The sequence below is a fragment of the Achromobacter sp. E1 genome (assembly GCF_037039475.1).
In the GTDB taxonomy this organism is placed as follows: Bacteria; Pseudomonadota; Gammaproteobacteria; order Burkholderiales; family Burkholderiaceae_B; genus Achromobacter; species Achromobacter mucicolens.
Map to the genome: position 1 here is coordinate 2,090,409 of NZ_CP146253.1, position 25,664 is coordinate 2,116,072.

The following is a 25,664-nucleotide window of genomic DNA, read 5'->3' on the forward strand; positions in this document are numbered from 1 at the left end:
ATGGCCATTGACCTCACGCTTCGCCGCGACCTTCCACGCCTACTCACGGACGGGGAGGTAGATGACAACTTCGTCGCGCTTCGCACCGCCATTCAGGGCGTGCTCGATGGAAGGGGAAAGGCCGAGGGGTACGCGGGCCTGGCTGCCGACGGCCGCCTGCCGCTGTCGCAGGCGCCGATCGTGACGGCGACCCTGCTGCCGACCGATGCGCACGACTTGAACACCTATGTCACTCCTGGGCCGTTCTACCAGGGTACGGCCTCGGCCGCCACGCTGGCCGCCAATTACCCGATCGCCAACGTGACCGGGTTCCTAGATGTGGAGACGTTTGGGTCCGCCACGCTGCAGCGGTTCAGCACGCGCACGGCTCCCTACCAGGAATTTTGGCGAGTCAAGACCGGCGCGACCGCCTGGTCGGCGTGGAAAGAAAGCATCGACCACACCACGGGTTTGGTGTTCCAGGGCGTCATGGCGGCGTCTCAGGACCTGAACACCTACACGCAGCGCGGCATCTGGATCGTCACGTCGTCAGGCATCGCCGGCGGGGGCACCAACTTTCCGATTGGTCAGTCCGGCGTGCTGATGGTCTATTCCGCTGGGTATCCGGGCGGCACAACCGCCACGGGCGCGAACCAGGTCTACATCGCCAGCAACTCCAACCAGCAGTTTTTCCGCTCGCTGGTTGGCGGCACGTGGTCCGCCTGGGAACGGGTCGCCACCCTGACCAGCGGCCGGCTGCCGGCTGAGCAGGCACCCTCGGCGATTCTGCTGCCCATCACCGCTCACAGCCTGGACGACATTCGCACCGCCGGCGTGTACGCGCAGAACGCGACCGCAGGCGCTGTGGCCGGCACCAGTTACCCGGCGCCCTTCGCCGGTCTGCTGGAAGTCCATTGCGCCGAAGGCGTGTCGGCTGCAAACCTGCTGTGGCAGGAGTACACCGTCTACGGCGTCGAAGGCGGATCGCCTGTGGGCTTTGGGGGCCGCCGCTACTGGCGTTCGTGCTCCAACAAAGTCACCGGCACCTGGGGACCGTGGCGGGAGGTGGCGCGCGCCAGCGAGGCAATGACCAAAATCGCCCTCACAGCTGCGACTGACGCCGACACGCTGACGGCGGACAACACGTGGTGGACGTGGAGCGCGTCTGCTGCGATGGGAAGCAACTTCCCTCCCGTGCCCGTTAAGTCCGGTGGAAGCCTGTCGACCATCGTCATGACGGCGGCCTACATGGTGCAGACTTGCATCGTCGTGCCCAGCACCGGCCGACGCCCTATTGAGTACCGCCGCGCCGGAAATGCCACGACGTGGTCCAACTGGAAGCTGATCTCGCCTGTACAGCTTGCGTCCGATCTGCCGACCGCGGACTGCGGCGACTGCTATGTGGACGGCGAGGGCTGGTACACGTGGACCGGCACGGCGTATTGGCCGCTGTTCGCTGCTAAGGACCACGGCCAGTGCCGTTTCGGTTATTCAAGCGCGACGAATTGCGTTCTGATCCCTGTCGACGGGAATGGGCTTGTCATCAACGGCAGGCAGTACCGAATCCCGGCAGCAGGCATTCTCGTCCCGGCTACTGGCCTTGCAGCAAGCACCCAGTATTACGCTTACGCCAAGGACGACGGTTCGGGCGGGATTGCGATTGACCTCTTGCCTGCTGCCTCGAACCCCCACAGCAAGCATACCGACGGGGTGGAGATCCGCACGGGCAACCCGGCATACACGCTGGTGGGCTATCTCATCACGACCCCATCCGCGCAGTTCCAGAATACGCCCAACGGGAAGTACGTGCTGTCCTGGTTCAATCGCCGTTTGACTGCGATGGTCGAGGCGGCGACAAATAACACGACGGCCTCGACGACCTACGTGAAATTGCAGCCGGGCCTTTACACCTTGATGTGGGCGGGTGACAGCCTGCAGATGCACGCGACAGGCATCGTTCGACCCGGCGTGGCGGGGGGCGGCGGTGGGTACATGGTCATGACGGTCAACGGCACGGCCATCTCTGGCGGCCAAGGCTACACCCTGGCCAGTGCGGCTGGTGCGCAGCAGGCCAGCGTGACATCTACTGCTTACACCGCTAACTCCGATGGGTACTACAACTTCGCTCCATACGGGTTCACGAGCGCTGCGGCTAACCCCGTGACGTTCTACCACGACGTTTCTGCACTGGCTCTCACATGAAAAAAATTGGCCCCACCTTTTTCTTCGAGCTGCAAGCCGCTGGCCTCACTGAGGGCGTCTCATGGGGAGAAGACGACGGCTCTTTGCGCTTTTCGGAATACGTGTCCGAAGACTACAGGGACCGGGTACGGGCTGTGCTCGACGCGCACGAGCCCGGCAGACCTGCGCCGCCTCTCGTGCCGGAATCGGTAACGAAGTACCAATGCTGCGTGGTGCTGGCCCGGTACAACCTGCTCGACGCGACGACCGCATTTTTCTCTGCAATGGCGGCGGATGATCCTCGCAGGCTCGCCTGGGAAATGGCGCCAACGGTTTTGCGGAGCGGCGATGCAACGCTTGCCGCCGCGGCGCATCACGGCCTGTCCTCCGAACAGGTCGATTCCATGTTCATCGAAGCTGGCCAGGTCGGCGGCTGATCCCGTCGATCCGCACAAAGAGGAGAAAAAATGGCTGAACCTACCAGCACTGTCGGTGCCGCAGTGGCCACGGCGTCCGGCGTTCTGTTCGCGGCGCTGTTGCCCGGCATCGATAGCGGCGCGCTGATCGGGGCGTTCGCGGGCGCGGCGGTGTTCATGATGCACAGCCGCGAACTCGGGCTGGTCCGCCGCCTCGGCTACGGCCTGGTTTCCTGGCTGCTGGGCTACTTCGGCGCCGGGGAGCTTAGCCGAGTCACGGGCGTGAACGAAACCGTGATTACCGGCTTTGTCGCTGCGGCAGTGGCGGTGACCATCGCTGTTACGGCTATCGAACGGATCAAGACGTTCGACATCTCTGTGCTTTGGAAACGGGGAGGCTGATATGCACACGTCCACAATCGCACTCGGCATGACGGGCCACCATCTGGTGGCCTTTCTTTTTGTTGCGGTGAATCTTGGCACGGCCGGCCGGCTGATCTGTTACCGGCGAAAAGGTGCGCGGTATCGCCCGGGCATGTCCGCGATCGCCTACCTGTTGGCGGTCTTCACGGGCGGGCAGGGCCTGGACGTGCTCATTCGCCAGGGTCAGCTTGGCGCATGGGCTGGCGGCGTCACGCTCTGGCAACTGGGCATTGCGGTGCTGCTGGCGATCCTGGTGTTTCGGGCTCGGGGCAACGTCGCCGCCATCGGCAAGCCAGCACGGGCGCAGTGGCGATGAGGGAAGCGATCAAGGCGTTCACCGGCATGCTGCCGCGCGTCGAGCCGCACCTCCTGCCTGCTGGCGCCAGCCAGGATGCGCTGAATGCCAACCTGCAGCGCGGCTCGCTCGTTCCGTACATGGTGCCGGTCAAGGTGGCCGACCTTGCCAAGGTGGGCACCAAGCGCGCGATTTATCGCTTCGGGCGCTCGCTCGATGACGATGCGCGCTACTGGTTTCACTGGACCAACGACACCGACGTGGCTCGTGGCGCGATCCCCGACGACGCGCAAGAACGCACCTACTTCACCGAAGCTGGCCAGCCGCCCCGGGTGACGGACTCCACGATGGCGACCACGAACAACCTGATGCCGTCCGCCTGGTATCGCCTTGGAATCCCGGCGCCGACGTCGCGCGCCACGGTGACCGTCGCCGAGCAGCCCAACCCGCCAGAGAACCTGGAGCGGCAGTCGTGTCTCATGGCGTACACCTTCGTCTCAGCTTGGGGCGAGGAAGGGCCGCCCAACGAAGTGAGCGACCCGTTTGACGCCGCCACGGATGACACCCTCAACGTCATCAACCTGGAGGGGCCGCCGGCGGGCGAATACAACATCACGCACAAGCGGCTCTACCTTTCCACCACGGATGCGACCGGTACCGCGATCCTGCGGTTCTGGAAAGAGATCCCCGCGGGCGCCGTGACGTTCAGCGACAAGGTGGACTTCACGATGCTCGGCGAGGCTTTGCCGGAGCGCGCGCTGGTGCCGCCACCCGCCGACCTTTTCGGCCTGATGGACCATCCTGCTGGGTTCATGATCGGGTTTTCCGGCAAGCGGGTTTACCGCTCGGAACTGTTCAAGCCCTTCGGCTGGCCGTACTACTCGCCCGTGGCGGACGAGATTGTTGGCGGGGCCATCATGGGGCAGGCCACGGTGGTTTGCACCAAGGGCGACACCTACCTGGCCACACAGGCGGACCCGGTCACGCTGACGCCGGTGCGCCTGGATGGCAACCAGCCGTGCGTCGCCAAGCGTTCGATTCGAGCATTCAAGGGCGGCGTGGTGTATGCCTCGCCGGACGGCTTGGTCATGGTCGATCAGACGGGCGGCATCGGCCTGGTCACGGAGGAGCTGCTGACGCGCGAGCAATGGCAAGCCTACCGACCCGAATCCATGCACGCCAACGTCCACGACAACCGGCTGTTTTGCTGGTACGACACCGGCGCCGCCCGGGGCGGCCTGATCTTCGACCTGACGCGCGGCGCCATGTCCATGACGCGCACTGACGTGTACGCTACAGCGTCGTATTCGGACGGCCGGCGCGACGAACTGTTCCTGGCGCTACCCGCCGGCGGCGTGCACAAATGGGGCGGCGGCGCGCTCCCGCTGGCCATGCGCTGCGTCAGCAAAAAGTACTTGCTCGAGCGGGCCCAAAACATCGGGGCTGCGCAGGTCGTGGCCGCGGCGTATCCCGTGACATTCCGGCTACGTGCCGTGATCGAGGCCGTCGGCGGTGCGCGCGAGGTGGTTGTCGAGCACGTCGTGCAAAGCGGCCGCCCGTTCCGGCTGCGGGGGAACTACCGCGCGCGCAGCTACGAGTTCACGGTCGAGGGCACGGCGGCAATCACAGAGGTCACGGTGGCGTCGACCTTGGGCAACGTCACGGCGGTCTGAGCATGGCAACTTCTCCACGATCCGGCCTGCGCTACACGGACCTGCCGGCGATCGAGGCTGCCCAGCTGCCCGGCAACCCGGCGGCCACACGCGCGCTCGAGCAGATGAGGATGACGCTCGCCACGCGCTTCGGCAAAGGCGGCCAGGCCGTTGACCGCGCCGTTACCTGGGGCGACTTGGTCGAGAACGGCATCGTTTCGATGCGGGGCGCCGACGGCAAACCTATCCTCATCACGAACCCTGGCGGCGCGTTCCAACCCAGCATGCCGCCAGCGGTTGACGGAATTCCGCCGGCGCCCACCGGCTTCACAGTGACGCCGGCGCTCGGCGCCGTGGTGCTGGAGTGGGACAAGCCGAATTTCGCCTACTTTGGCTATGCCGAAATCTTCCGGGGGACCACGGACAACCAGGCCCAAGCGCTCAGCGTGGGACAGACGACGGGATGGGTGTATGCCGATCCGGTGGGCACGGACGCTGCTACGACGTACTACTACTGGATCCGGTTCGTGTCGGTCGGTGGGAAGATCGGGCCATTCAATTCCGCTGGCGGTACCGCCGGCGCCGTGTCGATGGACCCGGCCTACTTGATCGACGTCCTGGCCGCGGCCGGCGACCCCAAGGCGCTGCTGTACGAAATCCATGAGCCCACGGAAATCAACGGCGTGCCGGTTCCGCCGGGCATCTATATCCGCAACCTGTACGTCGCCAATGGCTCGATCAGCACGCTCCAGCTGGGCAACGCCGCCATCACGGACGCCAAGGTGGCGTCCCTGTCCGCGGCCAAAGTGACATTCGGGGAGATGAGCGGCGATCGCATCGCGGTGAACAGCCTGAACGCAGATCGTCTGACGGTCGCCTCGCTGTCGGCGCGCCTGGCCGTCATCACCGACGCTTACGTCAAGACGGCCAACATCCAAGACGCGGCTATCACCAATGCCAAGATCGCCAACCTGAGCGCCGAAAAGATCACCGCCGGCGTCTTGAACGCGGCCCGTATCGCTGGCGGATCCATCACAGCGGACAAGCTGAGCGTGACGTCCTTGTCCGCCATCACCGCGACCATCGGGCTGCTGCGCACGGCGGTCAGCGGCGCCCGTCTTGAGATCCGCGACAACCTGTTGCTCGTATTCGATGCGGCCAACGTTCTGCGCGTGCGCCTGGGGATCTGGTAGTGCCTGCGGGAGTGGAAACGTACGGCCCCAACGGGGCGGTCCTTACCTCGTACACAAGCAAGATCGCGCGTCAGCGGGGCTCGTTCTTCACGGGCACCTCGGACGGGGCATTGAACTTCCCTGAGCTGGCAGACGGGATACCGTGGGTCGCGTCGTTTCCGCTGGGCTCGCCGTCGCACAGCAACGCCCCGGCGATCTTCAGAGAGGGAACAACCATCCGCTGGCGCTTTGTTTCTGGAATGCCGGGCGATCGCGTCTCGGTCAAAGTTGTCTACGGGGTCAGGTAATGGGTACGGGCTTTCAGGTGATGTCGGGCGCGAGCGAGCTGATTGTCGATAGCTCCTCGATCAATATGTTTCTGCGCCACGCCGGCGTCGCAAACACAGACGTGACTGTCCCGGCCATCGACCCGGTGGTGTTCATTCGGCCGCTGGCCAACCCCGGATATCTCAGGTTGGCGAACCTGGTGAACGGTCAACTGCAGCTGTCCTTCCGCAACCCGTGCGAGTACTACGTGTTTGATCGGCCGGTGGAGCCCAGCTATCTGGACGCTTTCAACGAGTCGGGAGCGCAGATTTTTACGGCGGCCCAGCGCCCGCTGGACATCATCGGTAGCGTGACCATCCCGGCCTACTACGAGGCCTACCGACTGGCATTTCAGGACGGCTGGACCTACAGCGGCCTGGTATCGGGCAAGTACGCCTACAACCAGTCCTATATCCGACAGGGGTTCAACTGCCAGCCCTACGTGGGCGGCGGCTGGATTTCCTACCTAGTGATGGAAACGCTCGCCCCGACCGCAAATGGCTTCTGGGCAAGCTTCGCGGAATGGTCCACGCCATTTATCGGATGGGCGCCGGTTTACGCCAACGCCTTTGTCTCATACGCGCCCAGCGTGGAAGTGTCGATCATCGACGTCGCGGGCATCCTCTAACCACCATCGGAAGCAATCCATGAATAAGGAAATCGAGAGCGTCATTTTCTCCAACGTCGGCAATCGGCTGACGCAGGAGCTTGCCATGGGTTTGGTCATGAGCTTGGCCCAGATCCTGCACCAAGCCGTCCAAGCCGAGCGGCACGCGGCGGCGGACGCGGCGGATGCGGCTCCGCTGGATGCGCAGGCAGGCGCTGGCCAGGGCCAGCCGGTGGACGGCGGCGGGTCCGCAATCATCGACCCCGCCTACCAGCGCGCGCCGGCGCCCGCGCGGCCCCGGCGAACGACGGCCGCCGGGCTCAAGGCCGCGGCCAGCACCAAGACCAAGAAGGCGCGCCAATGAGCGCGCCTTTTTTTGACCCAGCCCTGGCTCTGCGCTGGATGCGTGGCAACCAGGCCGCCGTGGACTTCCTGCGTCTGGCCTTCCAGGTGGCCCACCTGTGGGATGACCTGATCGACCGCGACCGGGTGTTGGCTGACGACGCCATCAACGATGGCATGTTCGCTGCGCTGGTGCTGCTGCCGCGCAACCCCTTTTACCGGGCCAACTTCGACACGCTCAATTCCATTTTGGCGAACGCCAGCACCAACTGGCGCATTTCGACCGAGCTGGAGCGCGCCGATGGCACCGCACCCAAGCGGATCGCCTACGTATTGCGCGGCGCGTACATGGACCTGGTCACGCACAGCGCGCTCCTGCTGGGCGGGCCTCAGTGGGCGCGGGACGTGGGCTTGGAGCTGCGGCAACTGACCGAGCCCTGGGGCGAGTACTTGACCAACCTTGAGGCCGAGCGGGCCGCACGGGGAGACTGACATGGGCTGCATGTCGACAGAAGTGAAGCAGGATCCGGCCGTCGGTCGGGCACAGGAGGCGAACGCGCAGATCGGGATGCGCGCGCAGGACCTGGCGGAACGCAACTTCGAATGGAACAAGGACCTGACGGACCAGTTTGCGCCCATCTACCAGGGTCTGATGAACAACGCGCTGGGCGAAGCGACGAAGAACGCTGAGCGCGGCGACGACCAATGGCAGCAGTACAAGGACGTCTTCCAGCCTATCGAGAACAAGATGGCCGAAGAGGCCATGAACTATGACAGCCCGGAGGAGGTGGCGCGCCGCGAAGGTTTGGCCGCGGCCACCGTTGGCCGGCAGTTCGACAACGCGCAGGAGCAGACATCCCGCGAGATGGCGCGCATGGGCGTGTCGCCCACCAGCAGCCTGGGTAACACGGCGATGACCGACCAGGCAAACGCCCGGGCCTTAGCGACGGCAGGGGCGGTGACGAAGGAACGCAATGACACCAAGCTGCTGGGCATGAGCCTGCGTGAGAACGCCGCGCGCTTTGGCCGAAATCAGACGGGGACCGGGATCGCCGCCTCGCAGGCGGCGCTGCAGGCGGGGAACTCTGCCACGGGCGTCATGGGCGCGCAGTCCGCCCAAGGCAACGCGGCGGGCACTGCGCAGGGCCTGCTCGGCACAGCCAGCGGAGCATACGGCGCCATGGGGAACCTGGGGCTGAGCCAAATGCAGATGCAGCAGCAAGCCAACTCCGCCAGCCAGGCCGGCCTAGGGTCGTTGATCGGCACCGGAATCATGGCGGGAGCCATGATGTATTCGTCCAAGGAACTGAAGGAGGACGGCGCGCCCGTCGATGACGAAGAAGCCCTGGCCGGCCTGACCAGCGTGCCCGTGGAAAGCTGGAAGTACCAAGACGGAGTCGCCGATGGGGGCCGTCATGTCGGTCCCTATGCCGAAGACATGCAGGCTGCCTTCGGCGACGAGGTTGCTCCCGCCGGCGTGGGCCTGGACATGATCAGCGTCAGCGGCAAGCACCACGCCGCGATCCGTGCTCTGGCCAAGAAAGTGGAGCGACTGGAGCGGCGCGGGAACAAACGCGCGAATGAGGGGGAAGGGGCAGGCCTGGCTGAGTTCGCGCCCTCGCTCGCCGGGGATCTCTCCGGCGGCTTGATTGGACTGGAGCGCATCTGACATGGCGAACTACGGAAGTTTTGCAGGCGGCCTGGCCGACGGGCTGCGCAATGGCATGGCAATCGGACAGGCGTATGACGCCGCCAAGGACAGGAAGCTCGCGCGAGAAGCCGATGAGAAGCGCAAGCAGGTGGAAAAGGAGATCGCGGAAGCCATGGCCGGTAATGCGGCGCAAGGTGCACCGGCCGGACTGGAACGCATGCAGGTTGCGCAATCTGTGCCCAACGGCTCAGCAGTGGGCGACACCTGGGGGCTGCAACCTGTTGCTGTCGGTGCGCCTGCGGCGATGGATACGGCGCGGGGGCTGGATGCCAGCGCCGTGGGCCTGGCGGATTCGGCGCCAGGTGCATTCGGGGGGACCGGGCTGCGCCAGCCGGTCGCCCCAGCCATGGCGGGATCGGCTGAAAAAAAAAGTCCGCAACCAGCTGACTACCTCGGCGGCGGCGAATTCGGCCAGATCGCGGACGGATTGACGCGGGCCTACCGCAAGGCACTTGAGCTGGGCGAGCCCGGGCGCGCCATGCAACTGCTGGCCGACCGCGAAAAGTTTGTCGGCCAGCATCGGGAGCAGGCTTTCAACGCCGCGCAGAGCCGCTATCAGTTGACGGGCGACCCCAATTCCTATGTGCCGTTCGTGAACCGATTCATGCCCGGCGGCATCGAGGTGACCGCCATCAACAAGCGTGCCGAGCAGGCCGGCGGCGCGCCCGTGTACGACTTCGTCGGCGTGGACACCGCTACTGGCAAGCCGGTCCAGCAGCCCATCAGCGAGTTCATGCTACAGAACTTCGTGCGCAGCGTGAGCGATCCCAAGGCGCAGCAGGCGATGGTCGCGCAACAAGCGAAATTGTTGTGGGAAGCGGAGCAAAAGCGCCGCGACAAGTTGCTGGAGAGCCAACTGCGCAGCGATGAGGAGCTGCGAAAGCCGCGCGTCCTAGGCAAGGATCAGACGCTGTATGTGCCCGATGGCAAAGGGGGCATGCGCGTAGGGGCAGAGGGAAGCGAAGCCGGCAAGCCCAAGATGGTCACGTCCAACAAGGACTTCGCCAACCACGTCATGCGGATCTTTAAGGTGGACAGCCTGGAAGGCCTGGGCGACGACCAGCGCAAGCAGGTCAGCGGAATCATCGCCACCGGCGAGAACATCAACCGCTTGAACGCCGGCACACCGGAAGGGGAAGTACTCACCGCCGGAAACCTGGCTTCCCTTGCCCAGCAGGTCCAGGCAGGGACGGCGGACATCGTGCCGATCCGCCTGGGGGACCGTCAGTTTGGGTTCGGTGTTGAGCACGAGGGCCAGCTAATCCGACTGCCCGTTTCCGTCGTGCCCAAGCAGGTGCAGGAACAGATTCGCGCGCGGCTTTCGGCCGCGCCGGTGTCCGCACTAGGGGGGCAGCCGAGCGCCGGCACGGCACAGGCCGCGCCGTCGGCGGCGACTGCGGCCGCAGGTCCCGCAGGGGCCGCACGCGCGGCAGGCACGTCGGCCGGCGCAGGTCCGGCGAGCGCGCCAGCATCAGGCGGTTCGTCCTCTGACCAGGACGCTGACCGGCCCGAAGGCGTGCAACTGGATGCCGCCCGGGCGCAGCTGCATCAGGCGGAAGCGATTGTGCGGAAGCTGCGCACCAAGCCGCCGGGCCTGAAGGCCGGCCCCGAGGCACGGGCCAAGCACGCTGCCCTTCTGCAACAGGCAGAGAACGACGTCGAATTGGCGCGGGCCGCTGAGCGGGCAGCCGCAGACAGTTGGGCACGGGCCACGGAACGGTCCGAAATCACGCGCGCTGCCATGGGGCGTGCCAACGGAGAAGGTGTAGATGGACAACTTTGAAAGCCCCGACGAGGGGATCGAGTTCAAGGACAACGTGGACGCGCGCCATCAGGGCGCCCGCGAGGATCTGAAGGTCCGATTCTCGGACGTCAAGGCGCCCGCTGGCGCCGCTCCGATGACCGCCCCGTTTACGTTCCGCGTTGCCGACTTCCAGCAGCCAAAGCAGGACGCCAGCGGCATCGAGTTCGTCGACTATCCCAAGACCTTCGCCGGCGGCGCAATCAAGGGTGCGGGCAGCGCCGTGCGCGGTGTTGGAAAGGTGGCCGAAGGATTGGGGCGTGTGGGGGTTACCGCCCTCAACCAGGCCTTCGACGCCGGGCTGGAAATTCCCAGCAATCCGCTGGAAGGTGCGGCGGACGCGAGTCGCGATCTGGGGCAGCGCGTGCTTGATTCGCGCAGCGCCGAGGCGAAGCAGCGCGAGGCGGACTCGCAGCCGGGTGGTGACCTGGACAAGCCGGACACGTGGACGCTTGGCCGAGACCCTTCGGCGTCGGGCTTGGCGCTTCAGGCATTGAACGCCAGCGGCTCCAGCCTATTGCCGATCGCGGCTTCGTTGGCAGCCGGCCCGGCTGGCGTCGGGGCGCGCATGGCGGCCGGCGCGGGCGCGGGCGGCGCGATGGGCGGCGGCAGCGCCATCGAACAGGCACGCGAGACCATCGACGCAATGGACGACCAGCAGCTGGCTGCGGCCTCGTCCGGCTTTCGCGACTTGCTCGCCCAGGGGCTGACGCCGTCGGAGGCGCGGGCGCGCGTGCGCGCCGCGGCGGAGGATGCTGCGTTTGTCCGAACCCTTCCAGTGTCTGCCGCCGGCGGTGCTGCAACCGGCAGAATCCTGTCACCAGCGGGCCGCGTGCTGGGCGGCCGAGGGGCAGTCGCGCAGACGGTTGGCCGCGCTGGCCTGGCCGGTGCTGAGGAGGCTATCCAGGAAGTCGGCGAAGGTGTCGCAACGCAGAAGGGCATCAACGCGGGCGCTGGCACGGACCTGGACCCACTGGATGGCTCGTTCGGCAACGCCGCGCTGGGCTTTGTCGTCGGCGTGGGCCCTGGTGCAATCCATGGCGCGGCCGATGGGGTACGAAACCGTGGGGTGCGCGTGGCGCCTTCTCTGGAGGCGGGCGACGTGATGCACGCCAGCGGCAGGCCATTTGTCACGGCCAGCGCGGCGCGCCAGCGTGCGGCGGAGCTGGGTGGCGATGCCCAGGTCATGCGCCACGATAACGGCTTCATCGTGCGTCCGGGCCGAGGACGGGAAGCGCCTGTCCACGCGGATGGGGCTGCCGAGCCGACACAGACCACGCCGATGTATGAACGAGGCGAGCAGGTCTTTTGGAACGGCGTTCCGGTGGAGTTCATACGCATGGAGCCGGAGGCAGGGGCCGACGGGCAACAATATGCCAGGGTGCGCGTGAACCAGCAGGAGTCGTACGTGCCTGCGGTCGAGCTGGCCAAGGCACAACGGTCGGCCGCACAGGCGCAGGCGGCAACGCCTGGCAAGACCAAGGCGGGCGACTCATTCACGCGGGGACAGCAGATTTATCTACGTCAGAACGGCCAGGAACTGCCGGTCGAGTTTCTGGGCTTGGAGCGGAACGCTGCCACTGCGCGGCCAGGCGGGGAGCCTTTGGCGCGGATCCGGACGGGTGATGGTCGTGGGTATTTCGTTCGCCTATCGGAGTTGGCCTCAGACCCGCTGCCTCCAACGCCTGCGCTGTCCAATGATGCGCCGCGTCAGCCGACGGATAGGCCGGCGCGAAGTGATGTGCTGCCAGCTCCGGATGGCTATGCCGCCGGCGATGGCTTCTCGGCCCGCGAATCTTGGCGCATGCCCGCCAATGCCCCGCGTGGAATCCGGAACAACAACCCCGGCAACATCCAGAAGGGTGTCGCGTTCGCCGGCGAGGTGGAAGGCAATGATCCGCGCTTCGCGACCTTCGCGACGCCGGAGGACGGAATCCGGGCCACTGCGCGCAACCTTCTGACCTATCAACGCCAGCACGGGCTGGACACCGTGCAGGACATCGTGAATCGCTGGGCGCCGCCGTCGGAGAACGACACGGGCGCCTATGTCCAGCAGGTCGCGCGCGCCCTGGGCGTTGACGCTGGCGAGCGGCTGGACCTGAGCGACCACAGCACGCTGGAACGCCTGACGACGGCCATCATCCGGCACGAAAACGGCATGCAACCCTACACGGCCGAGCAGCTCGCCGAAGGGGTGGGCGCGGCCCTCGCCGGTGCTCCAGCGCGAGGCGCGTTGCCGGCGCCCGTGTACCAGGTGGATGCGGACGGCGTCGCCGCGACCGCCGGCCAGCGGGGTGTCGAGCTGGAACGTCAGGCGGCCATGGGCCTGACGCCCGATGTGGCCGCCGCCGGCGCGCGCCATCCAGGCGCGGCGATCGACACGGCTGCGAACGAGGCTGCGACCTCACCTACGAATGGCCGGCCAGAGCCGTCGGAAGCTCAGAAGGAGGCCGGCAACTACAAGGTCGGGCGCACGCGCGTGGCTGGCCTGGAGTTGTCGATCGAGAATCCGGAGGGGTCAGAGCGTCGCGGCACCGCGCCGGACGGTACCGCATGGGTGAACCGGATGGCGGGCCACTACGGCTACATCCGCCGCACGGAAGGCGCAGACGGTGACCAGGTCGACGTATTCGTGCGGCCGGGCACGTCGCCCAACTTCAGCGGCCCGGTGTTCGTGATCGACCAGGTGGACCCTGGGCACCGCGGGTTCGATGAATCCAAGGTGATGTTGGGCTACGACAGCCGGGAGGACGCTGAACGCGCATATCGCGACAGCTATACGCCGGACTGGCGGGGTATGGGCAAGGTCACGCAGATGGACATGCCCACGTTCAAGCGCTGGCTGGCCGATAGCGACACCACTCGGCCCGCGGCAGAATCCGGGCTTGGCACGCTGGTGTACGAGCCCGATATCACCGCCAAAAATGGCCGGCCGTTTCTCACGCGAGGCGCTGCACAGCGCGCCGCCACCGCGCATGGAAACGCGGAGCCGGTGCCAGTCGAGGGTGGATTCGTCGCCCGGCCGCGCACGGGGCAAGCGCCCGCCGCAGAGCCCGGGTCCACCGCCGCGGATTTCGGGCGTGATGCGCGGCGCGACTTTCTCCAGATGGTGCGGCAAGCAGGCGGTATCCGGCCGGAGCTGGCAGCCGATATCTACGGCGATCGCGCGCACTTGGCCAATCGCCGCGCGCCCGGGTTGTTCCGCAGGGGGGGCATGGATGCCGACATGCTGGTGGAGGCCATGCAGCAGGCGGGATATCTGCCGATGGACGGCGACACCGTCGATCTGTCGGGCACCGCTATGGACCGCGTACGCGAAGCCCTGGAAGGTGAGGCGGTCTACACACTGGAGCAGATGGACGAGGCAGCCCGCCGCGCGTATGCTGAGCGCCAAGCCGAACGGTTCAGCGATACGAAAGACAAGCAGAAGCTGGCCGAGGACATTTTTGGCGTCATCGACGCCATGCCCGCCGGCACGACAGCGCTGGAGCTGGCCGCACAGTTCGATGCGGCCGTCTATCTGAGCGAACAAGGAATTACGGATGTCCCAACCCAAGAAGCCATCATCGAGCGTGCCTCAATCCGAGCCGACGGCGACGCCGGACTCTACGAGGCCGACATTAAGTCCCAAGCAGCGGCGTATGGCCGACGGGACACTGGCAATTCTTCGCGCGGTGCAGGCCAACCGGGAGCGCGAGGCAACGGACCAGGCGCAGAAGGTGATCGCGCGGGCGGCCCGCAAGCGCTGACACTGGAGAGCCCGACGTCCGACGGGCTACGCAATGCAGCTCAGGCGGTGGCCGCCGGAGAGCAGGAGAATGCTGCGCAGGCTCGAGCGGCCGACCAGCATGCGGCAGCCGATGCGGCCCGCGACGACTTCGTCCTGACGGGGAGTGATCGGGTGGCGGACCAAGCGGAGGCGCGCGGGCAGCGCACCCTGTTGAATGGCCCGCGACCGCTAGAGCGGCGCTCAGCTGAAGAACCCCGGCCCCGCGCCGGGGTTTCTGTTTCCGAGGCCACGAAAGTTGCCGACGCTTTCATGGGCAAGCTGCCTGGCGCGGCCAGCCTTCGGGTGTCCGTCGTGGAAAGCGTGGACCAGATCCCGGAAGGGGCCAAGCCGTCCCTCCTTGCCGAGGGCGCCTATTACCCAGCCAATGACGGCGGCCGCATCTACCTGGTGGCTGAGAACCTACCGACGGCCGAGCGTCTGCACCAGGTCCTGACGCATGAGGTGGTCGGACATTTCGGCGTGGAGGCGGTGCTGGGTGATCGCTTCGGCGAGGTTCTGGCGGACGTGCGCCGCCTAGCGCGGGCGCCTGACGGCGCGCACATCCCGCGCAACGCCGGCCCGGATCATCCGCATTACGCCACGTTCGAAGCGGTGACGCTGCGCTACCCCGACTACTCCGCCGAAAACCGGGCCCGCGAAGTCCTGGCCCGGATGGCGGAGCAGGGCCAGCGCCCTGTTTTCCTGGAGCGACTCTACGGCAAGATCCGAGCCGCGCTGCGACGGCTCGGCCTGAATCTGAAGCTGACCAACATCGACATCAAACAGATGGTGATCGATGCCGGCCGATTCTTGCAGCGTGCGCCAGCCGCTCGCGTGAGCGCGGGCATGCAGGAGGCGGCGGCCTCCCTGGCTGCGGAATCGCGCCGTGGCGCGGAACCCGTCGACCTGCCTCCGACCGTGATCGGCCAACGGCTGGGCACCGCCGGCAAGCACCCCGACCACGGTGCTGCCAAGGCCGGCGACACCGAGGCGGCGTATCGACTTCTCAAAGACGTGTTGTCGCGTGAGGCCGTCGAACAGGTGCGCGCGGCGATCGGCGACGAGAAGCCAGTCATCGTGCCCGTGCTGGCGGTCGAGGCTGCTGGCCCCAACAAGATTCCCGCGGTCACCGCTATGGCTCTTGGCCAGCAGTTGGGTCTGACGGTGGACAGAGGGATCTATCAATCCGTCAGAGCCAAGCGGACGGCGCTGGATGGTATGGGCCGAATTTTTCAGCAGCCTGAATTTGATGGAGAGGTGCAGCCGGGCAGGGCGTACTTCCTCGTGGATGACACCCTGACGCAGGGCGGAACCCTTGCAGCGCTCGCTTCGCACATCCGGCAAAACGGGGGGCGGGTGGTCGGCTCGTTCGCGTTGACTGGCAAACTCTACAGTGCTACCTTGCGGCTGTCCCCCGAAACACTTTCTGAATTGCGAGCCCGCTATGGCGATGTCGAACAAGAATTCCGCGAAGCCACTGGCCGCGGCTTCGACGCGCTCACAGAATCGGAAGGTCGTTATCTCGCCAAGCATGACGCGCCTGACGCCGTCCGAGACCGAATCCTTGCTGAAAGACATGCACGATTCGATGGAGCTGGCAAGCAGGCTGCTGAAGAAGGATCCGCTGCCGCTCTAACATCGGAGCGCCAGGACGAAGCCCCGCCAAGTGCGGGGCTTTCTACTTCTGGGCCGATGGAATCGCGCGCCGCTTCCGACACGGCGGGCGTGCCGCCGATGGAACCGCGCGCCCCACGCGAGCCCAAGCGCGGCGCCAAGGTCGCGCGCCCCGGCGAATCCCTTTCGGACATCGAGCGCCGCCAGCGCAACAAGTTCCTGGGCAAGATCGGCGCATGGGCTGAGCAAGATCCGATCAAGGAACGTCTGGCCAAGGTGTCCGATCGGTGGCAGGCCAAGCTGGTGCAGGGCATCTTCGACCAGTTCGCGCCGCTCAAAGGCATCAGCGCAACCGCCTACATGCAGGCGCGCCTGTCCAAGGGTGCGGACGGCGCAGCGGAGTATTTAGTCCGCCATGGTGCCGTCAAGTTGCAGGACGGCGCGCTGGACACCGCCGGCGGGAAAGGCCTGGCGGAGATCCTGGCCGGCCTGAACGGCGAGCACGATCATTTCATGGCCTGGATTGCAGCCAATCGAGCCGAGCGCCTGGCGGCGGAATGGCAAGTGCAATTCGACAATGGCGTGACCGAGCGCTTCGCCAACGAAGCCGCGGCGCGTGCAGAGGCGGCGAAGTGGCCGGGCGCCAAGGCCGAAGCTGCGTCGCGCGAACGCCTGTTCACACCCGAGGACATTGCGGCCGGCAAGCGCCTCGCCGCCGGCAAGATGGCCGATGGCCGCGACCGCGCGGCGGTGTACCGTGAGGCTCTGAACGAGTTCAACTCCCTGCAGCGCTCCGTGCTGGACGTGGCGCAGGAGGCCGGCCTGGTCGATCCCAGCGCCCGCCAGTTGTGGGAGAGCGAGTTCTACGTCCCGTTCTACCGCGTCATGGAGGACGATGCCACCGGCACGATGGGGCCTGGCCAGATTGGTGGCCTGGTCGGCCAGCACGCGTACAAGCGCCTGAAAGGCGGCACCGACAAGCTGGGCGACCTGGTGGCGAACACCGTTTCCAACTGGTCCCACCTGCTTTCGGCCAGCATGAAGAACTTGGCAGCGCAGGGTGCCCTGCAAGAGGCGGAAAAGCTCGGCATTGCCACGCGCGTGCGCCAAGCCGAGCGCGGAAGCGTGCGGGCCATGTTCAACGGCCAGGAGCGTCACTACCTCGTGGACGATCCGCTGGTGATGAACGCGCTCACGGCTCTGCATTACGCGGGATCCAATGACCCATTCACCAAGGCGGCTCGCAAGTTCAAGCACGCCCTGACCGTGGGCGTGACGATCAGCCCGACGTTCCGCGTGCGCAACCTGCTGCGCGACACGATCCAGGCCATGTCGATCGACAGCAATCTGTCCGTCAACCCGCTGCGCAACCTGGCGGAAGGCTGGAAAGCGACGGGGTCCGAAAGCGACACCTGGCGCCGGTTGATGGCGGGCGGCGGCGCCGTCCGGTTCGGATCCTTCAACGACGGCAACGCCCGCAACGTGAAGCGTCTTGTGGATGAGCTGGGTGCCCACCCCGACGACGTGATTACGTCGCCCGCCGGTATGGGGCGTGCGTTGCGAAAGGCCTTCGACTGGTACCAGGAAACAGGCGACAGGGCGGAGACAATCAACCGCGCGGCGATCTACCAGCAGGCGCGCAAAGCCGGGCGCAGCCACCTGGAGGCCAGCTACGCCGCGCGGGATTTGATGGACTTCACCGCCGGCGGCACGTTCTCGGCAATCCGCCTATTGTCCCAGGTCGTGCCGTTCTTCAACGCTCGCCTGCAGGGTATGTACAAGCTGGGCCGCGGCGCGGCCGCCGACCCTGGCCGATTTGCCGCCGTGACGGGCGCCGTCGCGATGGCGTCGGCGCTGCTTTACCTGGGGATGAAGGACGACGACGACTACAAGCAGTTGCCTGACTGGGCGCGCAACTCGTTTTGGATCACCAAGCTGCCCGGCACCAATCAGTTCGTCTACATCCCCAAGCCGTTCGAAATTGGCGCCCTGGGCAGCGTCGTCGAGCGCGGCACCGAGCTGGCGTTTGGCGGCGATGATTTTCGCCTGCGCGACTTCGGCCGCACGGTGGGCGCCATCCTGACGGAGCAGCTATCCATGAACCCCGTGCCCCAACTGGTAAAGCCCGCCATGGAAGCGGCGTTCAACCATGACTCCTTCCGCGAGCGCGACATCGACAGCGTGGGCCAGCAGCGTCTGCCGGCCGGCGATCGCTTTACGGCATCGACTTCCGCCGGCGCGGTGGCGCTGGGCCGGGCGCTGGGGGTCTCGCCGCAGCGAGTCGAGCACCTGGCGCGTGGCTACTTCGGCTGGCTGGGCACCCAGGCGCTCAACGTGTCCGACCATCTGGCCCGGCCACTGTCCGGCCTGCCGGAGAACCCTCGGCGCGACCTCAGCCGCCTGGACAACTGGTTCGTCGTCGGCGACTTCGTCAAGGAGGCCGACCCGCGCAGCAGCAAGTACATCCAGCGCTTCTACGACGAGCAGCGGGAAGTGAACCAGATCTATGCCGCCTACTCGCAGGCTCGCGAGCTCGGCGACCTGGAGCGTGCGCGAGAGCTGGCCGGCGATGAGCAGCTGCGCGTGCGCGCTCTATTCAAGACTGCCGACAGCCAACTGCGTGACGTGAACACCAAGATCAAAGCACTGGAGCGCGCCGACCTCGAGCCGGAGGAGAAGCGCGCGCAGCTGGATCTGCTGTACCGCGCGCGCAATCGGCTGGCCATGCTGGCGGACGAGCGCGCGCGAGCCGCGCGCCCCTGACGACACCAAACCCTTTCTGAGCAACGGCGCGCCTTCGGGCGCGCCTTTTTTTGAGGAGCAACTATGTCTGGATTCGCCTTGTCGGCGCGCAGCTTGCAGCGCCTGGAAGGGGTACACCCCCAGCTTGTCGAAATCGTCAAACTGGCAATTCAACGCACGGCGGTGGATTTCACGGTGGTCGAAGGCCTACGGACGCCGGAGCGCCAGCGCGAGCTGGTGGGCGCAGGCAAGAGCCAAACCCTGAACGGCCTGCACCTTCGCCAAGCGGATGGCTATGGCCATGCCGTCGATCTGGCGCCTCTTGTTGGTGGCGCCATTCCGTGGAACGAATGGGCCAGGTTTAAAGAGCTGGCCGACGTGGTAAAGGCCTGCGCCGCGGAGTTAGGCGTGCCGGTGGAGTGGGGCGGGGACTGGAAGACGCTCAAGGACGGACCACATTTCCAACTGCCCCGCGGCTGGAAGGTAGCAGCATGATGGCCGCCGGCGGGAAGCTGGTAGGCATTCTGAGCGGATGGAAAGGGTATGCCGCGGCGGCGGTGGCAGGGGCAGGTGCTGCCTGGTACGTGCTTGCTGCGTCCCACGGCCAAGAGTTGGCCGAGTTGCAATTGGACCGGGCTGTCGACGACTTGGCCCTGGCGCGTGCCTCGATCCAGCAAACCAACCAAGACTTGCAGGCGATGGCCGAGAACGCTCGCGCTGCGGCGGCGGTCGGTCCCGAACTCACTGCGTCGATCGGCGCACTCTCCACGGCCTTGAAAAATGCGAATCCTCTGCCTGCTGGCTGCCGGCCTGACGTTGACCGCGTGCGCACCCTCACGGACGCTGTACGTGCCACGAACGGTACCGCCACTCGATAGCGCCCTTGCAGCGCCATGCCCGTCGATTCCGGATCCTCCGCAAGCGCCTGCGAGCTATGACGAATGGCAAACTTGGGTGCAGGATCAGGTGTTGGTGCGATACGCCGTGTGCGCTGCGCGCCACAGCGCGACGGTGAAGGCGTGGCCCGGAAAATATAGAGATTTATGGGATGGCGCGCGAAGCGCAACGAGTCAGCTTCTCGATTCTGGATCGAAGGGACTTGCATCGAATGTGCCAAAGGATTCCAAGATTTGCTCTTCGAGAACCGATGCCTGGCGGTGATCCATCACGAACACCGTCACCTCCGGCCTGGTGTCACTGGCATCCTCGGCCAGGGGTAGGTGTTCCACACGCAAAATCATGACCCCGGGCGTGCCTTTCAGTCGGCCGACTTCCGTCCGGACTATCCGGCTAATTGAGCCGCTTGACGCTTCGCGCATGAATCGCTCCCAAGGTTGCCTCGTTCTCGAAAAATGGCCGAACTCCCGCCCACAATGCGTGTCTCCGAGGCGATCGTGGTCACAAGGGCACCGTCAGACATCACGCGCTAGGCTTGCCCGACACACACTCCAGAAGAGTATCGATATGGACAGGCTTTTCAAGCCAGGCGCTGACCCCTTCAGGACAGGTGGTCACAGCGTCGTCCCGAACACTTCCGCTCAAAATGATGATTCGCACGCCGGAGGTAGGGCACGAAGCTCTCAACGGTGCGACCAGTTCAATCCCGGACACATCCGGCAAGTGCACATCCAAGAGGATGACGTCAGGCGCGAATGAACCGACGACGTTTAGGGCGGACGCGCCGTCACTCGCGATTTCGATGGATACGTCAGCATCCATCATCAAGCATTCAGCGGTTAACTCCGCCGACAAACTATCGTCGTCTACGATCAAAATTCGCATGATATCGGCCTCAAAATACTGTCTCGCTGTAAAGCGCTTTTGGGTCGAGCCAAGACCCAACTGTACCAACATACAGGGAGACGAAGCACGATCAGCGGCGGACGGCGCGCGGCGTGCGATTTTATGCGTCCTGTTTTTCGACACGATCGGACGAGGCCTGTATCCAGCCTTCCTCCCATGCGTGAACTTTGGCTTCCCAATCCCAAAATCGCTCGCCGGTGTGCGCAGGCATTGCGCTGGCATGGATAAAGGGGCAATCCCAGATTGTGAGACCGATTCGGGCCGCGGCGGCGCCTTGACGTCGGACTTCTTCAAGCATGGCCGTGTCCTCCGGTTGGGGGATAACCAGTGTTCGCCTTCTTGCGCCTCATTGCAATAGTGCGGGAAGACCTCCTCACATCTGTGCGCCATGAAAAGCAGGCCTGCCGCGGCTTACGCGCCGTGCACCCAATGGTAAGAATTTGCACGATGGGAAGAATTTTCGTCTTCTCCCGCATTGGCTGACTGGCAACAGCCTGATGGGGAGGGGAACGACGTTTGCGGATACGACGCATCCTGTCAGGGCTCGCGGTGGAAAAATGGACGCGGATGAGATTTTGGAAAAGATGATTACCCGGGCTGCGTCAGTGCGGCCGTTTGAAGACTGGGCTGAAGTGCTATCCAAGTGCGCTGTCTGCTTGGCCTCCATTGAGTCCAAAATCAGCGCCCGTGAAATGAACGCGTTAGTGAATGCCGGCGCAGACTTTTATCGCACGTTGGCACGCGCCGAGGCTTACCGGGCCAATGCCATGAAGCCGCCTTGACACGCGGGTTGACGTGGCCCGCGCATCGTCATAAAACGGCGGTCACTCCCCGCGCTTTTGGGGGGAACGGGAGAAGGAGCCCGATAGTGAAGATCGATTGGCACCCAGAGGCGGCGAGGGACGTCTTCGGCTTGGCCAGTGCTGACCAGCGTCGAATTGTGGATGCGGTCCAGGAGGTCGCTTTGCGTGTCGAGCAGGAGGTTGGATTGCTTTCGGAAAGCGCGCCTCACACAATGACGGTGGGCGGCTACGAAATTCGTTTCGGTGTTGCGGGCGATACCGTAGACGTGCATGGCATTAAGTTGAGACAGGAGCAAGCGTGAAAGAGATTGGCCCCACAGTCTTGCACGTGGATGGTGTTCCCGCGTTTGTGGTGCTGCGTTACGACGAGTACCAGCGTCTCCTTAAGTTGGCCTCCGCTTCGCCTGCCCGACCTGCAGGGATAGTCGACCCTGAATTGATAGGTTTGCTGGCCGATGACGAGCTCACTACCCTTTCAACCGATCCGGCAATGCTGCCAGTGATCGGTGAGTCCCAGCGTCCGAGGATCCCGGCCGATGGGCTAATCCCGCACGAAGTAGTCGTTGCCGCAGTGCATAATCACTGGTCCCTCGCGCGCGCTTGGCGGGAGTATTTGGGGTTAAATCAGCTGACTATGGCCCAACGCATGGGCGTGAGCGTGTCAGCGTACACAAATATGGAAACGGAGTTTTCCCGCCTGTCGCAGGCAAGTCGAGAACGGCTTGCGGACGCGTTAGGGATTGGGCTGGACCAGCTCGTCACGCGCCGACGGCGCCTGCGTCGCCAAGACTACGAGTAGGTCGATCATTCGAATGCTCGTACGGAGCCGTGATCTCTTAGTGCTTTGAGCCGGGGTCGTCGGATTGCGCCGGCATTTCGCCCACAGCCGTGCCTATCTTGCCGTCGGGCATTCGGTACCGCGTGCCCGACAGCCAAGTCACCAATTCGCCCGTGGCGAGCATACAGATGAACTGGGTGTGCAGCGTGCCGCGGCGCCCGGGCGCCACCACCAGGCGGCGCTCCACGCGGCATGTCGAATGATCAGGGAGTTCGAGAACCACATCAGACAATCTTGAACCGGCGGGCATGATGAGACATCCTTCGCACCTGCAGGCCAGATGTAGCAGTGTGCAGGCTCCTGGCATCAAATTTTCTTCCCGGCGCGGAGGAAGTGCCATCGGGAATCCGGCGGATAGGCACGCCAGCATCTGGAGCAATGGGGCTGCGAGGGTCGAGTTCGCCTGCCCGAGTGCCAGCAGAGTGGAGCGACCCGAATGCACTCCGCCCAGCAATAGGGCTACACTTCGTCAACGCAGTTATGGGCAATACCATCATGATTTTCACTATTGGGTACGAGGGAATCGATCTCTCTCGCTTTATTTCGCTCCTCGGGCATCACAGCGTCGAAACTGTTGTCGATATTCGTGAAATGCCCCTCTCCCGCAAGCCGGGGTTCTCCAAAACCGCATTGCGAGCGTCCCTAAATCTGTCCGGCTTTGAGTACACGCATGTAGCGGCACTCGGATGCCCAAAAGACGTTCGCAATCAGTATCGAGTGGACGGAAACTGGTCTTTGTATAAGAAGGGATTTTTGCGATATCTGGCCTCACAAGAGGCAGAGATAGCTGCTCTCGCTGCTTTGACGGCAAGTTCAAATTGTGCGCTTCTTTGCTTCGAGGCGGACCACAATTACTGCCATCGATCGATGGTCGCAAATGCAGTATCAGCGGTGTCGGGCGCAAAGGTTAAACATATCGGTGTAACGCAGTCGGTTAAAACAGCGCGTACTGACTCGTGGGCGTTTGCCTAGGCGGGTAGATGAGACTGATGATCAGCCACTGGTCTTGAAATCGGTGTTGATTGCCCATCAACAGCATCATGTCTTTCTGCAACATCGAATCTAGCAACTTCTGCTTGAACATATCGTCGCATTCCAAGCCGTAGTCTCTCTCGCAACGCCTGTAAAGCTGGCCCGCCTCCCAATCAACGATTTTGTGGCGTCGCTCAATGCCGTCGGAACAGACATACCGATAGTAGAAGTCACAGGGAAGTTTGTTGAGCATGGCGATCTCGCCTCGCGCTTCTGGCTCGGTTAGTAGACTCCCCTGATTTTGAGCACGCATAAGCTTGGCGATTTCTTCGTCGGTCCAATCGGCCCTCCGCGCAGGGACGACGTCCAACGCATTCAGCTTGCGGGGGCATATCAACGCCAAGGACGCCTTCGTCTCAGAAGACCAACGCTCCAGGGCTGAAAAGGACTCAAATTGGGGAAGTCGACCGATCCACTCTCGGCGCGCGTTCCATTCGTTCTTTGGAAGAATTTTCTCGCGGCATTCTAAAGTTCCCACATCTATCCTGAAGCTCTCTGGACGGTGGTCGTTGCGGGCTTTCTCAATGTTGGCATCTACCCATTGCCATTTGGAAAACTGTTGCTCATCTTCGAGCAGCCGAAATGGCACAGGGAATAGGCGCCGCATTTTTCCCGCCGAATTGATACCTGCCACACAGGACGTTTCGATGTAATTAGCGCTCGGCGATGGGTATGTTTTCGCCAAAATTAATATTCGTTCCCGTTGGAGTGCCATATCGCAAACCCTTTCGTTATCGTCCGATGAGATGCTGACCTTCAGACGCTAATTTACCAGAGGTTACGTTGTGCTCGATTGTGTGTATATAACGCGCCAGAATCTACGCCGTCCAGCGCACCTATCATCCTTAATAATGTCGCCGGCCGTCGATCTCTTCGAACCCGCACACCATCATTCCTCGATCGGAGCGAAACGTCAGCATCTCTGGCTCGAGCAGATCAGAGATCGGGCTTTTTTCCGTCGCGCCAAACTTGGCGAGTCGGTCCATGGTGTGGTGCGCGCGGTCCCTGGTGCTGGAAGGTAATGTGGTCTGGCGACTTCTCTGCGATGCTTAGAGGAGAAAGGATGCGGGAGGATGTCCTGAAAAAATGCATTCGCCAGCTCTCGCGTCCATGCGATGAGCTAGCGCTTATAGACTTCCTGGTGATGCTAGGGGGAGGTGCCGCGTCCAATTACAGAACAGCGACAGAGATGCACAACGCTACTGTGGCGTGCGCTGCTTGGTGGGATCACCCTGAACCTGTTTTCGCGCGGCGTCTTCTTTTTGTTCTTGGGTTTGCTGCTCTTGCTGTTTGTTCGACTGGTCGTCCTGACCGGGTTGCGAAGGAGGACCGGCGGCGCTAAAGCGAGTAGGGAATGTCATGATGTGTACCTCTTGAGTTGTCGTGACGTATGCCACCTATTCACGGTACTCCCCATGGCACGTACGTCCTAAGACTGAATTGAAACAACCGTAAGGCTCTGACCGTCCCGGGCCTACACTAGGTTTAGGCACCGACGGGAGGACGCCATGACACAGTCAACGGGTGTAAACGCACAGGAGCGTTGGGACGATGAAGGGGGCTCACAGCTTGCTTCGCTGGCCAAATCATTCGCTATCGAGGAGTACGAGGAGTCTGAGCGTCGAATTCTCGCCTTCCTTGGGGCGTCCATTTTGAGCCTTTGGGATGAGCTTCCGCTTGACGCGCGCCAACAAGTGCTGAATCGTCAAAGTGCTCAAGCAGCGTTTACTAAGTCTGCACTTAAGGCGAAGATTGCGCGCCTAGCAACGGATGATCTTTTGTAGGATTCGCCATGGACCACGATCATCAAGATGACCATGAGATTGAGCGCTGGCTAAACGAGGGCGGCGTGCAACTGCCTACGTTTGTTGAGATGCTGGACCCTGGGGTTCTTGACGAGCATGAGCGGCGCGTCATTGCTTGCCTGGGGGCTGCGGTCGTGAGCGTTTGGCACTCTATGTCGACCGACGCTCGAAGGGTTGTATTGCAGGCTGCCGTCAGGAATTCGACTTATGATGCTAAGTCGCTGAAGGGAGAGGTTGCAGCGTTCTTGCGAGGGAAGGGAAAGTCGGCGTGACACATGCCCCAAGAAAACTTCGGGGCAGAAGTGCTCAACTTCGCGCGCCCCTTTTTTTGATATTGCGTGAATGAGGTTCG

The 25,664-nt window shown here is 63.9% G+C and carries 25 protein-coding genes; 20 read left to right on the forward strand and 5 right to left on the reverse strand.

Going from position 1 to position 25,664, the window contains the following annotated elements; translation table 11 throughout:
- From V6V88_RS09530 to V6V88_RS09595, 14 genes are all read left to right on the forward strand, one after another.
- Positions 1–2,181: a pyocin knob domain-containing protein gene (locus V6V88_RS09530; protein ID WP_338619030.1), complete on the forward strand. Its 2,181-nt coding sequence runs from the start codon at positions 1–3 to the stop codon at positions 2,179–2,181.
- Complete coding sequence (locus tag V6V88_RS09535) at positions 2,178–2,597, forward strand: hypothetical protein (RefSeq protein ID WP_338619032.1); 420 nt, start codon at positions 2,178–2,180, stop codon at positions 2,595–2,597. The genes V6V88_RS09530 and V6V88_RS09535 overlap by 4 nt, the downstream gene beginning before the upstream one ends.
- Positions 2,598–2,627: 30 nt before the next feature.
- The gene (locus V6V88_RS09540; protein ID WP_338619034.1) at positions 2,628–2,978 is read left to right on the forward strand and encodes a putative holin; all 351 of its coding nucleotides are present in this window, start codon (positions 2,628–2,630) and stop codon (positions 2,976–2,978) included.
- A gap of 1 nt (position 2,979) precedes the next feature.
- On the forward strand, positions 2,980–3,315 hold the full coding sequence (locus V6V88_RS09545; protein WP_338619036.1) for a phage holin family protein: 336 nt from the start codon (positions 2,980–2,982) through the stop codon (positions 3,313–3,315).
- A complete protein-coding gene (locus V6V88_RS09550) occupies positions 3,312–4,967 on the forward strand; it encodes a hypothetical protein (protein WP_338619037.1) in 1,656 nt (551 codons plus the stop codon). Before V6V88_RS09545 ends, V6V88_RS09550 begins: the two co-directional genes overlap by 4 nt.
- A 2-nt stretch (positions 4,968–4,969) precedes the next feature.
- Positions 4,970–6,139, forward strand: coding sequence for a hypothetical protein (locus V6V88_RS09555; RefSeq protein ID WP_338619038.1), 1,170 nt, complete (start codon positions 4,970–4,972; stop codon positions 6,137–6,139).
- Between the two features lie 286 nt (positions 6,140–6,425).
- Positions 6,426–7,073, forward strand: a complete 648-nt coding sequence (locus tag V6V88_RS09560; protein WP_338619039.1) for a hypothetical protein — start codon at positions 6,426–6,428, stop codon at positions 7,071–7,073.
- Between the two features lie 19 nt (positions 7,074–7,092).
- The gene (locus V6V88_RS09565) at positions 7,093–7,416 is read left to right on the forward strand and encodes a hypothetical protein (RefSeq protein WP_338619040.1); all 324 of its coding nucleotides are present in this window, start codon (positions 7,093–7,095) and stop codon (positions 7,414–7,416) included.
- Positions 7,413–7,886, forward strand: a complete 474-nt coding sequence (locus tag V6V88_RS09570; protein ID WP_338619041.1) for a hypothetical protein — start codon at positions 7,413–7,415, stop codon at positions 7,884–7,886. Before V6V88_RS09565 ends, V6V88_RS09570 begins: the two co-directional genes overlap by 4 nt.
- 10 nt (positions 7,887–7,896) lie before the next feature.
- Complete coding sequence (locus V6V88_RS09575) at positions 7,897–9,063, forward strand: tail fiber domain-containing protein (protein ID WP_338619042.1); 1,167 nt, start codon at positions 7,897–7,899, stop codon at positions 9,061–9,063.
- A 1-nt stretch (position 9,064) separates the two neighbouring features.
- Positions 9,065–10,888, forward strand: a complete 1,824-nt coding sequence (locus V6V88_RS09580) for a hypothetical protein (protein ID WP_338619044.1) — start codon at positions 9,065–9,067, stop codon at positions 10,886–10,888.
- Positions 10,875–19,052, forward strand: a complete 8,178-nt coding sequence (locus V6V88_RS09585; RefSeq protein WP_338619046.1) for an LPD38 domain-containing protein — start codon at positions 10,875–10,877, stop codon at positions 19,050–19,052. The genes V6V88_RS09580 and V6V88_RS09585 overlap by 14 nt, the downstream gene beginning before the upstream one ends.
- 63 nt (positions 19,053–19,115) lie before the next feature.
- Entirely contained in the window at positions 19,116–19,526 is a 411-nt protein-coding gene (locus V6V88_RS09590; protein WP_338619048.1) for a M15 family metallopeptidase, read from the forward strand.
- Positions 19,523–19,909 carry a hypothetical protein gene (locus V6V88_RS09595; RefSeq protein WP_338619050.1) on the forward strand — a complete coding sequence of 129 codons (387 nt, stop codon included), beginning with the start codon at positions 19,523–19,525 and terminating at the stop codon, positions 19,907–19,909. Before V6V88_RS09590 ends, V6V88_RS09595 begins: the two co-directional genes overlap by 4 nt.
- Positions 19,910–20,101: 192 nt before the next feature.
- Here V6V88_RS09595 and V6V88_RS09600 read toward each other — a convergent pair whose 3' ends face one another.
- Both V6V88_RS09600 and V6V88_RS09605 read right to left on the reverse strand, forming a co-directional pair.
- Complete coding sequence (locus tag V6V88_RS09600; protein WP_338619051.1) at positions 20,102–20,350, reverse strand: hypothetical protein; 249 nt, start codon at positions 20,348–20,350, stop codon at positions 20,102–20,104.
- 100 nt (positions 20,351–20,450) lie between these two features.
- On the reverse strand, positions 20,451–21,128 hold the full coding sequence (locus V6V88_RS09605; RefSeq protein ID WP_338619052.1) for a response regulator: 678 nt from the start codon (positions 21,126–21,128) through the stop codon (positions 20,451–20,453).
- 263 nt (positions 21,129–21,391) lie between these two features.
- Here V6V88_RS09605 and V6V88_RS09610 point away from each other — a divergent pair, with 263 nt between their 5' ends.
- The 3 genes from V6V88_RS09610 (at position 21,392) to V6V88_RS09620 (ending at position 22,436) form a co-directional block, all read left to right on the forward strand.
- Positions 21,392–21,616: a DNA-3-methyladenine glycosylase gene (locus V6V88_RS09610; protein ID WP_338619053.1), complete on the forward strand. Its 225-nt coding sequence runs from the start codon at positions 21,392–21,394 to the stop codon at positions 21,614–21,616.
- An 86-nt stretch (positions 21,617–21,702) separates the two neighbouring features.
- Complete coding sequence (locus V6V88_RS09615; RefSeq protein ID WP_338619055.1) at positions 21,703–21,939, forward strand: hypothetical protein; 237 nt, start codon at positions 21,703–21,705, stop codon at positions 21,937–21,939.
- Positions 21,936–22,436: a helix-turn-helix transcriptional regulator gene (locus tag V6V88_RS09620; protein ID WP_338619056.1), complete on the forward strand. Its 501-nt coding sequence runs from the start codon at positions 21,936–21,938 to the stop codon at positions 22,434–22,436. Before V6V88_RS09615 ends, V6V88_RS09620 begins: the two co-directional genes overlap by 4 nt.
- Before the next feature lie 37 nt (positions 22,437–22,473).
- Here the strand turns inward: V6V88_RS09620 and V6V88_RS09625 are convergent, their stop codons facing one another.
- Positions 22,474–22,725, reverse strand: coding sequence for a hypothetical protein (locus V6V88_RS09625; RefSeq protein WP_338619057.1), 252 nt, complete (start codon positions 22,723–22,725; stop codon positions 22,474–22,476).
- Between the two features lie 230 nt (positions 22,726–22,955).
- On the opposite strand from V6V88_RS09625, the gene V6V88_RS09630 reads away from it, so the two are divergent.
- Entirely contained in the window at positions 22,956–23,447 is a 492-nt protein-coding gene (locus V6V88_RS09630) for a DUF488 domain-containing protein (RefSeq protein ID WP_338619059.1), read from the forward strand.
- On the opposite strand, the gene V6V88_RS09635 is transcribed toward V6V88_RS09630, so the two are convergent.
- Both V6V88_RS09635 and V6V88_RS09640 read right to left on the reverse strand, forming a co-directional pair.
- A complete protein-coding gene (locus tag V6V88_RS09635; RefSeq protein ID WP_338619061.1) occupies positions 23,410–24,222 on the reverse strand; it encodes a hypothetical protein in 813 nt (270 codons plus the stop codon). The genes V6V88_RS09630 and V6V88_RS09635 overlap by 38 nt on opposite strands.
- Before the next feature lie 484 nt (positions 24,223–24,706).
- Positions 24,707–24,868, reverse strand: coding sequence for a hypothetical protein (locus V6V88_RS09640; RefSeq protein WP_338619062.1), 162 nt, complete (start codon positions 24,866–24,868; stop codon positions 24,707–24,709).
- A 147-nt stretch (positions 24,869–25,015) separates the two neighbouring features.
- Here V6V88_RS09640 and V6V88_RS09645 point away from each other — a divergent pair, with 147 nt between their 5' ends.
- Both V6V88_RS09645 and V6V88_RS09650 read left to right on the forward strand, forming a co-directional pair.
- Positions 25,016–25,291, forward strand: coding sequence for a hypothetical protein (locus V6V88_RS09645; RefSeq protein ID WP_175125970.1), 276 nt, complete (start codon positions 25,016–25,018; stop codon positions 25,289–25,291).
- 8 nt (positions 25,292–25,299) lie between these two features.
- The gene (locus V6V88_RS09650) at positions 25,300–25,584 is read left to right on the forward strand and encodes a hypothetical protein (RefSeq protein WP_338619064.1); all 285 of its coding nucleotides are present in this window, start codon (positions 25,300–25,302) and stop codon (positions 25,582–25,584) included.
- The last annotated feature ends 80 nt before the right edge of the window (positions 25,585–25,664 follow it).